This window comes from Ciceribacter sichuanensis (genome assembly GCF_024055605.1).
Taxonomy (GTDB): Bacteria; Pseudomonadota; Alphaproteobacteria; order Rhizobiales; family Rhizobiaceae; genus Allorhizobium; species Allorhizobium sichuanense.
On sequence record NZ_JAMXLX010000001.1, the window covers coordinates 1 to 13,911 of the forward strand.

Consider the following 13,911-nt stretch of genomic DNA (forward strand, 5'->3'; position numbering starts at 1 on the left):
GCCGGATTCATCGGATCGCGAGGATGATGACGGCCTATTCCCCTTAAGGTTGCGCATTCCGGCAGAACGAAGCCGCAGCCGACGTCCACTTCCCGTAGCCCGTCGCTACAAGATTGGCGATCACGCGTATGGTGTTCGGACTGCCCATAGGCGAGGGCGGGTTGACGGAAGGACGGACTTCCGTCGGATGGGACTACCGACGGTGCTGCGCAGAGCGTCCTCAATGAATGGTTAATCCGGTCTCCCGAATCTTAACGGTAAGTTTAAACTGACCTTCAGTCCGGCCTGCTAAGACTGCCTCATCGTTTCTCGTATTGCGTGGCGTCATGCGGTCCCTAGTGCTCATCCGATCTTTACCGGGCTTCGTTCCGTTCCTGCCTGCCGGCTCGGCGGGAGCACTTTCCTGCGTCACCGCCGCAAGGAGGATGGCATGAACCCGTCGCCGACATTTTCCCTTCTGGCGCCGCGCCTGCCGATCTTTGGCTGCCCGGTCTACGACCTGACCTGGGACGGCGCTTTGTCCTTCGTCAATGAACTGGCAAGCCTGCCGATGGGGCAAACCCATATTACGTTCCTGAATGCCAACAATGCCAATATCATGCTTTCCGACCGGAGCTTCCGCGATGTCCTGGGGCGTTCGGTCGTACTGCCGGATGGCGTCGGCCTCGACATCGCTTCTCACATGCTGAACGGTGAAAAGTTCGTGGCCAACCTGAATGGCACGGACTTCGTGCCGGCGCTGCTCACATATATGGTCACTCCCCGGCGCATCGGCCTGATCGGCGGATCGCCGGAGGTGCTCGAAGCGGCGACGGCGGGGTTCCAGCGTCACGCGCCCTGGCACAGGTTTGTCCCGATCTCCGACGGCTTCTTCGACAAGGAGGACAGTTCGGAGGTTCTGGCGGCGCTGGATGCGGAGAAGCTGGACATTCTGCTCGTCGGCATGGGCACGCCGCTTCAGGAAAAATGGGTGGATCGCAATATCCAGACCAGGCATGCCCGGGTCGTGATGAGCGTCGGTGCTCTCTTCGACTTCGCTTCGGGACGCGTTCCGCGTGCACCTTCCGTGCTGCGAAGCTTGCGGGTGGAATGGGCCTACCGCCTCTGGCTCGAGCCGGAACGCCTGTGGCGCCGTTACATCCTCGGGATTCCTGTCTTCCTCTATAATGTGCTTCGTTACAAGCTTTCCGAGCGCAATGCCGCTGGCGGCAAGTCTACGCGTCCTCAGCATCCGGCGCGTGGTGGCAAGGCCTGAAGCATGTCGCGCAAAAGTGTGCAGCGCTTTTGCGGCAATGACATGCGATAAAAAGGGCTCAAAGCGTACGGAGCGACTGCTGGACCGCGAACGCTTTAGTGTCGCTGGCGCTTTCTAGCCCCTTGCAAATTGCCTTATTTTGACAGCATAGGGCGGGGACAGGCAAATCCGGGCGATATGCTTTGCCTAGATTGGCCGGAACGCAAGCAAGAGGATGCTATCGTGACGACGGTGATTGATGGCAAGCAGGCAGCCGCATCGGTTGTCGCAGCGGTGAAGGCCGCTGCCGAGAAACTCGAGGCCGAGGCGGGTCGCAAGCCGGGTCTGGCCGTGGTGATTGTCGGGGATGATCCGGCAAGCCATGCCTATGTGAACTCCAAGGGCAAGATGGCAAAGCAGTGCGGCTTCAAGTCCGTGCAGCACACGCTTGCCGAAGAAACCAGCCAGGAAACGCTGATGGCGCTGGTCGCCGAGCTCAATGCCGATCCGGAAATCGACGGTATTCTCGTACAGCTGCCCCTGCCGAAACACCTGAATTCCGATGCGGTGATCCAGTCGATCCTGCCGGAAAAGGACGTCGACGGCCTGCATGTGGTCAATGCCGGCAAGCTCGCCACCGGCGATATGGAAACCGGTCTCGTCTCCTGCACGCCGGCCGGCGCGATGATCCTTGTGCGGCAGATCCACGGCAACGATCTCTCCGGCCTCAATGCGCTGGTGATCGGTCGTTCCAACCTGTTCGGCAAGCCGATGGCGCAATTGCTGCTGAACGCCAACGCCACCGTCACCATCGCCCACTCCCGCAGCCGCGATCTCGCCGGCATTGCGCGGAGCGCCGATATCCTCGTCGCTGCCGTCGGCCGCGCCGAAATGGTGAAGGCCGACTGGGTGAAGCCCGGTGCAACTGTGATCGATGTCGGCATCAACCGGGTTCCCGCGCCGGAAAAGGGCGAGGGCAAGAACAAGCTGGTCGGCGACGTCGACTTTGCGGAGTGCGCACCGGTTGCCGCCGCGATTTCCCCGGTTCCGGGCGGTGTCGGCCCGATGACCATCGCCATGCTGATGGCCAATACAGTGATTGCCGCCTATCGCGCGGCGGGCCGTCAGGCTCCGAAGTTCTGACACGGTCAGACCTTTACGGGCCTGCGTCGCGTCCGCAGGCCCTCGGATCCGGTGCCTCATTGCGGCGCCGGACCTGTCGAGGCGCGGACCACCAGATCGGTTTTCCAGAGTTCGTGTTCCGGCGGTTGCGGCTGTGTCCGGTTGATCGCCGCGATCAATCGCTGGGCGATCCTGATGCCGGCGGCCCTCAGAGAAGAGCGCGTGGTCGTCAGCGGCACGGTGAAGTTTTCCGGTTTCAAGAGCGGCAGCACATCGTCATGGGCGATCAGCGAGATGTCCTCGCCGAGTTTCAGGCCCGCCTTGTTGATTGCCCTGACCGCGCCCAGCGCCAGAACCGTACTGGCGCAGAGAACCGCTGTCGGCCGCTCCGGCAGTTCCAGCAATTCGGCCATGCCGCGATAGCCGAATTCGTCCGTCATCACGGTGTGACGCATATGCGACGGGGCGAGTTCGAGCCCCTTTTCCCGGAGTGCCGCCATCGCCCCGAGCTTGCGCCTCAGGGCGAAATCAAAATCTTCCGGGCCGTTGAGCAGGGCAAAGCGGCGATGTCCGAGCCGCAGCAGAAGCTCCGCCGCATCGCGGAACGCCCCCTCGTTGTCGACATCGAGATAGGGATAGTCGAGCGGTAGGCCGTGGGACCGGCCATGCACGATGAACGGCACCGCGAGCGACTTCGCCATGGCGATGCGGGGGTCGTTTTCGCGCATGTAGGCGAGGTAATAGCCGTCGACGCTGCCGCTTGCCACCAGCCAGCGGATCGCCTGTTCCTCGTCGCGCGGATGCGATGGCATGATGACGAAATGGAAATCGTGGCGAAGCGCCTCTTCCGCGAGGCCGCTCTGGAACTCCCCGAAATGGACGTCGGAATAATGTCCGGGAGCCGTCGGCAGAACCAGTCCGATCGAGCCGGCCTTGCCGGTGGCGAGGCGCTGCGCGGCGCGATTCGGCCTGTAGCCGGTTTCCTGCGCGGCCTTCAATACGCGTTGCCGCGTTTCTTCATTGACTTCCGGATAGCCGTTTATCGCACGGCTGATTGTCGTTTGCGACAGGCCGAGAAGCTCGGACAGTTGTTTCAGATTCACGGTATGCAGTCCCTCCCTGCGGCCTTGTCCTGCCGGGCGTTTCCTCCACCTGCAAACCAAAGCGCCACCATTTTCTAGCAGCACCGGCAATGCGCCGAAACAGGAAAATACCGAACTGGGACGCATGCGAACATTTTGCTCGTAGACGTTGCGGCGATTTGCGGCAGAAATAGAAATGTGCTTGACTCCCCTTCGCCGTCAGTGGGATGACTTCAACGCCAAAGCGCTTTGAAAAAAAAGCTGCGGCGAATAAGGCGACGTTGTTCGCCGGTTGTGTGGAGGGAGGTAATTCACATGAAGAAAACATTTTTGATGACTGTCGCGGCAGTCGCGCTCCTGGCTGGAGCCGCAGGCGCTGCGGAACTGAAATTCAAGCCGGGAGAGGATTCGAAATTCAACTGGGCGAGCCTTGAGGAATTCAAGAAGTCCCATGCCATGGCCGGCCAGTCGGTGACGATTTTCGGCCCCTGGCGCGGCGAGGACCAAGCCCTTTTCGAAAGCGTTCTGGCCTATTTCGAGGATGCCACCGGCATCGACGTGAAGTATTCCTCCTCCGAAAACTACGAGCAGCAGATCGTCATCGACACCCAGGCCGGTAGCCCGCCGGATGTCGCCATCCTGCCGCAGCCGGGCCTTATCGCCGATCTCGCCACCAAGGGTTACCTTGTGCCGCTCGGCGAGGAGAACAAGGATTGGCTGCTGCAGAACTATGCCGCCGGTCAATCGTGGGTGGACCTCTCCACCTACAAGGGCAAGGACGGCAAGGCCGCCATCTATGCCTTCCCCTACAAGATCGATGTGAAGTCGCTGATCTGGTATGTGCCGGAAAACTTCGAGGACGCCGGCTATGAAGTTCCCAAGACCATGGAGGAACTCAAGGCCCTGACCGAGAAGATCGTCGCTGACGGCGGCACGCCCTGGTGCATCGGTCTCGGCTCCGGCGGTGCGACCGGCTGGCCGGCGACCGACTGGGTCGAGGACATGATGCTGCGCACGCAGTCCGCCGATGTCTACGACAAGTGGGTATCGAACGAGATCAAGTTCGACGATCCGGCCGTTGTCGGCGCGATCGAGGAGTTCGGCTGGTTCGCCAAGAACGACAAGTTCGTCGACGGTGGCGCGGCTGGCGTTGCTTCCACCGACTTCCGCGACAGCCCGAAGGGCCTCTTCGCCTCGCCGCCGAAGTGCTACCTGCATCACCAGGCGTCCTTCATTCCGTCCTTCTTCCCGGAAGGCACGGTTGTCGGCCAGGATGCGGATTTCTTCTACATGCCTCCCTACGAGAGCAAGAAGGAACTCGGCAATCCGGTTCTTGGTGCCGGCACGCTTGCCATGATCACCAAGGACACACCCGCCGCCCGCGCCTTCATCGATTTCCTGAAGACGCCGATCGCGCACGAGCTCTGGATGGCGCAGTCCAGCTTCCTGACGCCTTACAAGGCGGTGAACATGGACGCCTACGCCAATGCGCCGATGCGCAAGCAGGGTGACATCCTGCTCGGCGCCACCACCTTCCGCTTCGATGGTTCCGACCTGATGCCCGGCAAGATCGGTGCCGGCGCGTTCTGGACGGGTATGGTCGACTACACCGGCGGCAAGTCTGCTGCCGATGTCGCCGCCGGCATTCAGAAGGCCTGGGACGGCCTGAAGTAACCGTCAAACAAGCTGAGCCGATGCCGCCCGCTGCAACGGGTGGCATCGTCAGTCTTGCTGTCGTCGGGAGGGGAAGTCTTTGCAACAGTTACTCTATGCGCTGCTGACGATCGTGATCGGGATTGCCGGAGCGATCGGCTATTTCTACGGCTCGAACCTTCTGCTCGATCTGATCTTTCCGTCGCGGCTTGCCGATACGGCGCAGTCTTCGCGCAACATCCGCCGTGCGAGCCTCGTTCGCCCCTGGCTTTTCCTCGGTCCGGCCATCGTGTCGCTGTCGATCTATCTGGTCTATCCGGTGTTTTCGTCGGTGGCCTATTCCCTTTTCGATCGGGCAGGCACCAGTTTCGTCGGTCTCGCCAACTATCGCTGGATGCTTTACGACACCGAATTCCGCCAGTCGATTTTCAACAACATGCTATGGCTGATCGTCGTGCCGGCGGCTTCCACGCTGTTCGGCCTGATCATCGCGGCGCTCACCGACCGCATCTGGTGGGGCAATATCGCCAAGTCCCTGATCTTCATGCCGATGGCGATTTCCTTCGTCGGCGCATCCGTCATCTGGAAGTTCGTTTATGATTATCGCGACGCCGGTTCGCAGCAGATCGGCATCCTGAACGCCATCGTCGTGGCGTTCGGCGGCGAGCCGCAAATCTGGATCACGCTGCCCTTCTGGAACAATTTCTTCCTCATGGTCATCCTCATCTGGATCCAGACCGGCTTTGCCATGGTTCTCCTGTCGGCGGCCCTTCGCGGCATTCCGGAGGAGACCATCGAGGCGGCCGTGATCGATGGCGCCAACCCCTGGCAGATCTTCCTCAAGATCAAGGTGCCGCAGATCTGGGGCACCATCGCCGTCGTCTGGACGACGATCACCATTCTCGTCCTCAAGGTCTTCGATATCGTGCTGGCAATGACCAATGGTCAGTGGCAGACCCAGGTGCTGGCGAACCTGATGTTCGACTGGATGTTCCGAGGCGGTGGCGATTTCGGTCGCGGTGCCTCGATCGCCGTCGTCATCATGATCATGGTCGTGCCGATCATGATCTGGAACATCCGCAACGCCCGTCGGGAAATGGAAGGACGCTGAGATGCATAAAGGCAGTGTTCGCTCGCCACTGACGTGGTTCGTCCATCTTTCCGTTCTTTTCCTTGTGGTGCTCTGGACCCTGCCGACGGCCGGCCTGTTCATCTCGGCCATCCGCGACAAGGACCAGATCGTCGCCTCCGGCTGGTGGACGGCGCTTTCGACCTCCACCCAGAATGCGATCTATCGTGCTCCCGCCGCGGACAAGCAGGTCGAGGAAAACGGTACTTTCGTCATTTCCGGCAATGTCTTCGAGGGTGGCCAGGGCACCGTCGGCGCCTTCGGCAATTCGAGCCAGGACCCGGCAGCCTTCGAGGCCGGCGCTACCGCGGACCTGAAGGACGACGTCAAGCTGACGGTCGAGGCGAACGGCGATTTCCGCCTGACCTCGCCTAAGGCCTTCGAGGGGACGCGTGGCCAGCGCATCTTCTACACGGCCGCCATTCCGCCGCGCTTCACGCTGGAAAATTATCGCAACGTGTTGATGGCGGAAGGCATCGGTCAGTCCTTCATCAACTCGCTGACGGTTGCCATCCCCGCGACCATCATCCCGATCCTCGTTGCAGCCTTCGCGGCCTATGCGCTGGCATGGATGCCGTTCCCCGGCCGGTCGCTCATACTTGCCGTCATCGTCGGCCTGCTGGTGGTCCCGCTGCAGATGTCGCTCATCCCGCTCCTGAAGATGTATAACGGCATCGGCGCGTTCTTCGGGGTGCCGTCCAAGACCTATCTCGGCATCTGGCTCGCCCATATGGGCTTCGGCTTGCCGCTCGCGATCTATCTCCTGCGCAACTACATCGCCGGCCTGCCGCGGGAAATCATGGAATCCGCCCGCGTCGACGGCGCGTCGGACTTCACCATCTTTACGAAGATCGTGCTGCCGCTGTCCTATCCGGCGCTCGCGTCCTTCGCCATCTTTCAGTTCCTCTGGACCTGGAACGACCTGCTGGTCGCCATGGTTTTCCTGGGAACCGGCAATGATGAGCTGGTCCTGACCGGCCGTCTCGTCAACCTTCTCGGCTCGCGCGGCGGCAAGTGGGAAATCCTCACCGCCTCGGCCTTCATTACCATCATCGTGCCGTTGCTCGTCTTCTTCGCGCTCCAGCGTTACCTCGTCCGCGGCCTGCTGGCCGGTTCGGTCAAGGGTGGTTGACGCGGCAGTTCTGAGAACCCGACCACTTCGTTTTTTGCATAAGGAAAGAGCATGACCGCTGTAGTGCAATCGCCCCTTTCGCCCGACAAGGATTGGTGGCGCGGCGCCGTGATTTACCAGATCTATCCGCGTTCCTATCAGGATTCCAACGGTGACGGCATCGGCGACCTCAAGGGCATCACCGCCCGCCTGCCGCACATCGCCGAACTGGGTGCCGATGCGATCTGGATCTCGCCCTTCTTCACTTCGCCGATGAAGGATTTCGGCTACGACGTTTCCAACTATGTCGACGTCGACCCGATGTTCGGCACGCTTGCCGATTTCGACGGCCTGATTGCGGAAGCCCATCGTCTGGGCATCCGGGTGATGATCGACCTCGTGATTTCCCACACCTCCGACCAGCACCCCTGGTTCGTCGAGAGCCGGTCGAGCAGGAACAATCCTCGGTCGGACTGGTATGTCTGGGCCGATGCGAAGCCGGATGGCACGCCCCCGAACAACTGGCTGTCGATCTTCGGCGGTTCCGCATGGCAGTGGGACCCGACCCGCATGCAGTATTACATGCACAACTTCCTGACCTCGCAACCGGATCTCAACCTGCATAATCCCGAGGTTCAGGACGCGGTTCTGGATGCGGTGCGTTTCTGGCTGAAGCGTGGCGTCGACGGTTTCCGTCTCGACACCATCAACTTTTACTTCCACGACAAACTCTTGCGCGACAACCCGGCGCTCGCTCCGGAACGCCGCAACGCCTCGACGGCGCCGGCGGTCAATCCCTACAACTTCCAGGAACATCTCTACGACAAGAACCGTCCTGAGAATCTTGAGTTCCTGAAGCGCTTCCGCGCCGTGCTCGAAGAGTTCCCGGCGATTGCCGCCGTCGGCGAAGTCGGCGACAGCCAGCGTGGTCTTGAGATCGTCGGCGAATACACCTCCGGCAACGACAAGATGCAGATGTGCTACGCCTTCGAATTCCTGGCGCCGGATGCGCTGACGCCGGCGCGCGTCGCCGAGGTGCAGCAGGACTTCGCCAAGGCCGCGCCGGAAGGCTGGGCCTGCTGGGCCTTTTCCAACCACGATGTCGTGCGTCACGTCACCCGCTGGGGCGCCGATGTCGCCGATCAGGATGCTTTCGCCAAACAGCTGGCCGCGATCCTGCTGACGCAGCGCGGCTCGGCCTGCATCTACGAGGGCGAGGAACTGGGGCTTACCGAAGCCGATATCGCCTTCGAGGATCTGCAGGATCCCTATGGCATCCAGTTCTGGCCTGAGTTTAAGGGCCGCGACGGTTGCCGCACGCCGATGGTCTGGGATAGCCATGCCGCCAAGGCGGGCTTTTCGACTGCCGCAAAGACCTGGCTTCCGATTCCTGTCGAGCACGTTATCAAGGCCGTCGATACCCAGCAGGGCAGGGAGGATTCCGTCCTCGAGCAGTATCGCCGCTTCCTCGCTTTCCGCCGGCAGCATCCGGCCTTCGCCAAGGGTGACATCGCCTTCTATCCGGTGGACGGCAATGTTCTCCTCTATAGCCGCTCGCTCGGCAACGAGACGGTGCTCTGCGTCTTCAACATGGGCGCGCAGCCAGCCACGGCCGTACTGCCGGCCGGTAGCTGGCAGGCTCTGGAGGGGCATGGCTTTACGAGTACGATCGCAGACAACAAGGTGGAGCTTCCGGCCTGGGGCGCATATTTCGCGCGTCTGGCCTGATTGGGGAGGAAGACAATGACGGGCCTCGTTCTGAAGGACATCCGCAAGACTTACGGGCAGGTGAAAGTCCTGCACGGCATCGATCTGGAGATTGCCGAAGGCGAGTTCGTCGTCTTCGTCGGTCCCTCGGGTTGCGGCAAGTCCACATTGCTGCGCATGATCGCCGGGCTGGAAGATATCACCAGCGGAGAGATGGTCATCGACGGACAGGTCGTCAACGACGTGCCGCCCTCCCGGCGCGGCATCGCCATGGTCTTCCAGTCCTATGCGCTCTATCCGCATATGACGGTCTACGACAACATGGCCTTCGGCATGCGGATTGCCGGCGAGAGCCGTGAGGAAATCGAGCGCCGCGTGAAGAACGCGGCCGAGATCCTGCAACTGACGCCCTATCTCGACCGCCTGCCAAAGGCGCTTTCCGGCGGCCAGCGCCAGCGTGTGGCCATCGGCCGTGCGATCTGCCGCAATCCGAAGGTCTTCCTCTTCGATGAGCCGCTGTCGAACCTCGACGCCGCCCTTCGTGTCGCGACCCGCCTCGAGATCGCCAAGCTCAACGAGTCGATGCCCGACACCACGATGATCTACGTCACCCACGACCAGGTGGAGGCGATGACGCTTGCCGACCGCATCGTCGTGCTTTCGGCTGGCCGTATCGAACAGGTCGGCGCGCCGCTCGAACTCTATGATCGTCCGGCCAATCTCTTCGTCGCACGCTTCATCGGCTCTCCGGCGATGAACATCATGCCGGCGACGATAGTAACTGGCGGCAGCCAGACGACGATCAAGCTGCTCGACGGCACCTCGCTCACCGTCGATATCGCGACGCCCGAGGCCGATGCCGGCAAGAAGGTAAGCTTCGGTGTGCGCCCGGAAGACATTTCGATCGTTACCGGCGACGACTATCTCTTCGAGGGTACGGTTTCCATCGTCGAACAGCTTGGCGAAGTCACGCTGATCTATGTCGACGGTCCGGTCGAGGACGAGCCGATCACGGTCAAGCTGCAAGGCACGGTCGCGATTGCTAAGGGCGATCGCCTGCGTTTCGCAGGCGACCGAACCAAGTTACATCTGTTTAACGCGGATGGTCATACTTATCGAAAATGATCCGAAAAAAGGTAAGGTTCCGTTTGCCTTGTTGGCGACGGAACCCCTTTTGCGATCAACTCCAAACGTTTCTCAATACCATCTGTTAAATTCCGGCTGCTAGATTGTTCCCAACAAGAACTGAAAAGCCAGGCGGGACGGAAATGCGTGCCAACTATCTCAAGCGTGAAGAGTCTTTCATGTATGACCGCGAAGCGCGGTTCCCGATGGAAGACACCATGAATGCCGCGCGGATCGAATACACGGAGAAGGGTGTGATGCACCTGGCAGCGCGCCGCTGCGACATCATTCGCATCTCCGTCTCCGGGGCAGTCATCAGCCTTCTGACCCAGTACAATCTTCCGCAGCAGTTCTATCTCGATATTCCCGATGCCCGCATCTCCAAGATCGGTTGCCTGCTGATGAAGGTCTTCGCCAACAATACGGCCGAGATCCGTTTCCTGCGTCTCCTGAACCAGAAGGAACTCGATCGTATCTTTATCTTCTCCACCCATCCGGCGCACAAGGACAAGGTGATGGACGTCCGTTCCTGGTAAGTCATTGCTGACATTATTCGCGAAAGGCCGGCGGGGTGAAAGCCCTGCCGGCCTTTCGCTTTTCTTGATCGCTCTTCGCCTTTTCTGACTCGACTTTCCGAACGAACACCGGAATCCTCCCGCACGGACAGATGCAAGGAGATCGCCATGTCGGATAAAGTCGCAATCATTACCGCCGGCGGAAGCGGCATGGGTGCCGCCGCCGCGAAAAGGCTCGCCGCCGACGGCTTCAAGATCGCGATCCTGTCGTCCTCCGGAAAGGGCGAGGCGCTGGCCAAGGAGCTCGGCGGTCTCGGCATCACCGGCTCCAATCAGTCCAATGACGACCTGAAGCGCCTCGTCGACGAAACGCTCTCCCGCTTTGGCCGTATCGACGTGCTCGTCAACAGCGCCGGCCATGGCCCGCGCGCCCAGATCCTCGAAATCACCGACGAGGGCTGGCACAAGGGCATCGACACCTACCTGCTCAACGTCATCCGCCCGACCCGGCTGGTGACGCCGGTCATGCAGAAGCAGAAATCGGGCGTCATCATCAATATCTCGACCGCCTGGGCCTTCGAGCCGAGCGCGATGTTCCCGACCTCCGCCGTGGCGCGGGCCGGGCTTGCCGCCTTCACCAAGATCTTCGCCGATACCTATGCGGCCGATAACGTCCGCATGAACAACGTTCTGCCGGGCTGGATCGACAGCCTGCCGGGTACCGAGGAGCGTCGCGAAAGCGTGCCGATGCAGCGCTACGGCAAGTCGGAGGAAATCGCGGCAACCGTCGCCTTCCTTGCCTCGGAAGGAGCAGGTTATATCACCGGCCAGAACATCCGCGTCGATGGCGGCCTGACGCGCGCCGTCTGACCGCACCGCATTTCGCGCCTCAACGACGCAAGGCGACGGTAACCGGCCGTCGCCTTCTTGTTGCCTTTTGTGGCATGCATCAAGATTTCGCGCGCCGTAAACCTGTTGGTTACCAAGTTTCTTCATTGTTTAGCATGTCCGGCAGGGATCGGGACGGCCGCAGGAAAACGACGGCAGTTCCCCATCCGGGACGTGTAACGCCGCGCGTGTCATGACGACCGCCGGCGATGAGAGGCTTTTGGTAGCGAGTAAGAGTATGGCGTCCCTGAGCAAGTCAGACACGCGTGGCATTGCGCCGCGCAGCAGCGCTCCCCGTGCATCGAACCGCACGTCGCCGGGTCGAAAGGCCTGGACCAGGCCGACGATCATCGGCGTCGGTGCTGCTCTTGGCCTCTGGGCCACCGCAGCGATTGCAACCGTGCACATGTTCACCTCCTGCCCATCGTCGACATCCACCATTCGTCTCGAGAGCGCCCGGCTCGCACCCGTTCCGGTGGCGCGGACGGATCGCAAGTCGGGCAGGCAGGCGATCATCGAGGCGAACGTCCTCAATTTTGCCGCCATGGAAGAGGCGCGAGCGAGGCTCGCCGCGGCAATCGAGGATACCGACGATATCGGCCTGCTGATGCTGCCTGATACCATGGAACTTGCATCGGTCGAGAAATCGGACCGGCTCGATCTCATCGGTTTCAACTATGCCAGCAACCCTCAGGCGCTCGATGGCTTGAGGCGGGATCTGGCGGCCGCTGTCGCCGAGCGCACGGCACTTCAGCTCGCCGCCGCTGCCGAAGCCGAGAAGCGCAATGCGGCAAAGGACACCGATCCGATCGCGACTGCCTCGATCACACCCGTTTCCGCCGCCGCTACGGCTGGCCCCGCACTCGCCTATGCCGGAGCGATGCCGGCGAAGGAGGTTGTTCCGATGGGGATGGACCCTCGCGAGCAGCCTTTCGTCGAACTCCTGTCCGAACCCGCAGTCAACGACCACGAGGAGCTGCCCGATGGCGGCCCGGTGCCGAGCGCAAAGCCGGGCAAGCCCGCGCTGTCTCCCGCCAAACCGGCGAGCCGCAGGGGGAAACCCGCGACCGTCGAACTCGCTTACGCAAAGCCCGGCAACCCGCTCGTCATGGATGACGAGGAGGATCGTCCGTCGCTCTTCTCGCGCAAGCCGAAGCTGCCGGGTCGTGGCATTGCCGTCTATGACATTTCCGCGGGCATTGTTCACATGCCGAACGGCGAGAAGCTCGAGGCCCATTCCGGCCGCGCCCAGATGCGCGATGATCCGCGCTTCGTGCACATGAAGAACCGCGGCCCGACGCCGCCGAACGTCTATAGCCTGCGCATGCGCGAAGCGCGCTTCCACGGCATCGAAGCAATCCGCATGACTCCGGTCGGCGACGCGAAGATGTATGGCCGCGATGGCTTCCTGACCCACACCTATCTGCTGCGCACGCGTGGCGACTCCTCCGGCTGCGTGGTGTTCGATGACTACAACCGCTTCCTGAACGCCTTCAAGCGGGGCGAGGTCAAGACACTCATCGTGGTGCCGCGCATGACGGAACTGCCGAAATACGTTGCGATGATGTGAGACGGAGAGGCCCGCCATATCGTCACGATCTGTCGGGACCATCGGAGGCTTTATCGCATGGGGACCAGGGGCGTCCGCGCAGGCGCCTGTCGTAACGGGGCAGCTTGACCAGCCCCAGTCGTTCCCGGAGGTACGGTAGCTGCGTCATGCAGCGCCGAAAGCTCGCCTCGTCGATCTCGGCCAGGCACAGGGGCAGGCGGGAGACGGCGTCTCCGGAAAAACCGAGCATGCGCTGCGCCTCGACGGCGACGGCCTGATATGCGCTCGGCACCATAGGCCCGCTGCAGCCCTCATCCCGACGACACTTGCGAATGCGGCACCGATAGGGAGCGGCGGCAAGCGTCGCGGCCAGACGAACCTCCCGCTCATGCACGTCCGCCCGCCAGAGTTCATGGGTTTGCCGGACGGCGCCCGCATCGTCATCGCTTCTGTCGTTCTGGCTCTTGTCGTTTTGATCCCTGTCGTTGCGCATGAGTTCTCCTTCACGCGAGCCGGAGGCCCCGTGTCGTGCTGGATTTCGATGTCCCTCCCTGCGGAGGATCGGTCGGGGCGCCGGAAGCTGCCTCGTAAAGTAAAAATATGTGACACCTTCCGGCGCCCCGTTCGGTGTGTTTTTCCGGACGAACTCGGTCTCTCTGCGCGGATGACGGCACCTTTCCAGGGTTGCGCTCGCGAACATTCTCGTCCGTGACGCCACGAAAGGCCGTGTTGGCGGCCAGTCGCCGGTCCAGTCATGTGTGCCCTGCAGGCACGCCCCGCCCTGTTTCAGGCGAGA

12 protein-coding genes are annotated in these 13,911 nt (G+C 61.6%); 10 read left to right on the top strand and 2 right to left on the bottom strand.

All coding sequences use genetic code 11. From position 1 onward, the window contains the following. Nucleotides 1-430 precede the first annotated feature (430 nt). Both NBH21_RS00005 and folD read left to right on the top strand, forming a co-directional pair. A complete protein-coding gene (locus tag NBH21_RS00005) occupies nt 431-1,255 on the top strand; it encodes a WecB/TagA/CpsF family glycosyltransferase (protein WP_250911927.1) in 825 nt (274 codons plus the stop codon). A 222-nt stretch (nt 1,256-1,477) separates the two neighbouring features. Further along, on the top strand, nt 1,478-2,377 hold the full coding sequence (folD, locus tag NBH21_RS00010; RefSeq protein WP_250911928.1) for a bifunctional methylenetetrahydrofolate dehydrogenase/methenyltetrahydrofolate cyclohydrolase FolD: 900 nt from the start codon (nt 1,478-1,480) through the stop codon (nt 2,375-2,377). Nucleotides 2,378-2,433: 56 nt separating this feature from the next. On the opposite strand, the gene NBH21_RS00015 is transcribed toward folD, so the two are convergent. Next, nucleotides 2,434-3,459 carry a LacI family DNA-binding transcriptional regulator gene (locus tag NBH21_RS00015; RefSeq protein ID WP_250911929.1) on the bottom strand — a complete coding sequence of 342 codons (1,026 nt, stop codon included), beginning with the start codon at nt 3,457-3,459 and terminating at the stop codon, nt 2,434-2,436. Nucleotides 3,460-3,753: 294 nt separating this feature from the next. Here NBH21_RS00015 and NBH21_RS00020 point away from each other — a divergent pair, with 294 nt between their 5' ends. From NBH21_RS00020 to NBH21_RS00055, 8 genes are all read left to right on the top strand, one after another. Beyond that, nucleotides 3,754-5,112, top strand: a complete 1,359-nt coding sequence (locus NBH21_RS00020; RefSeq protein ID WP_250911930.1) for an ABC transporter substrate-binding protein — start codon at nt 3,754-3,756, stop codon at nt 5,110-5,112. Nucleotides 5,113-5,191: 79 nt separating this feature from the next. Then, nucleotides 5,192-6,202: a carbohydrate ABC transporter permease gene (locus NBH21_RS00025; RefSeq protein ID WP_250911931.1), complete on the top strand. Its 1,011-nt coding sequence runs from the start codon at nt 5,192-5,194 to the stop codon at nt 6,200-6,202. 1 nt (nt 6,203) lies between these two features. Further along, nucleotides 6,204-7,352 (top strand): carbohydrate ABC transporter permease, encoded by a 1,149-nt coding sequence (locus NBH21_RS00030; RefSeq protein WP_250911932.1) that lies wholly within the window; start codon nt 6,204-6,206, stop codon nt 7,350-7,352. 51 nt (nt 7,353-7,403) lie between these two features. Continuing rightward, nucleotides 7,404-9,059: a beta-galactosidase BglA gene (gene bglA / locus NBH21_RS00035; RefSeq protein WP_250911933.1), complete on the top strand. Its 1,656-nt coding sequence runs from the start codon at nt 7,404-7,406 to the stop codon at nt 9,057-9,059. A gap of 15 nt (nt 9,060-9,074) precedes the next feature. Next, nucleotides 9,075-10,163 (top strand): ABC transporter ATP-binding protein, encoded by a 1,089-nt coding sequence (locus NBH21_RS00040; protein WP_250911934.1) that lies wholly within the window; start codon nt 9,075-9,077, stop codon nt 10,161-10,163. A 143-nt stretch (nt 10,164-10,306) separates the two neighbouring features. Then, a complete protein-coding gene (locus tag NBH21_RS00045) occupies nt 10,307-10,699 on the top strand; it encodes a hypothetical protein (RefSeq protein ID WP_250911935.1) in 393 nt (130 codons plus the stop codon). A 147-nt stretch (nt 10,700-10,846) separates the two neighbouring features. Continuing rightward, nucleotides 10,847-11,548, top strand: coding sequence for an SDR family oxidoreductase (locus NBH21_RS00050; protein ID WP_250911936.1), 702 nt, complete (start codon nt 10,847-10,849; stop codon nt 11,546-11,548). A gap of 256 nt (nt 11,549-11,804) precedes the next feature. Further along, entirely contained in the window at nt 11,805-13,136 is a 1,332-nt protein-coding gene (locus NBH21_RS00055; RefSeq protein WP_425340361.1) for a DUF2778 domain-containing protein, read from the top strand. A gap of 22 nt (nt 13,137-13,158) precedes the next feature. Here NBH21_RS00055 and NBH21_RS00060 read toward each other — a convergent pair whose 3' ends face one another. Further along, on the bottom strand, nt 13,159-13,608 hold the full coding sequence (locus NBH21_RS00060; RefSeq protein ID WP_250912828.1) for a hypothetical protein: 450 nt from the start codon (nt 13,606-13,608) through the stop codon (nt 13,159-13,161). Nucleotides 13,609-13,911: the final 303 nt, after the last annotated feature.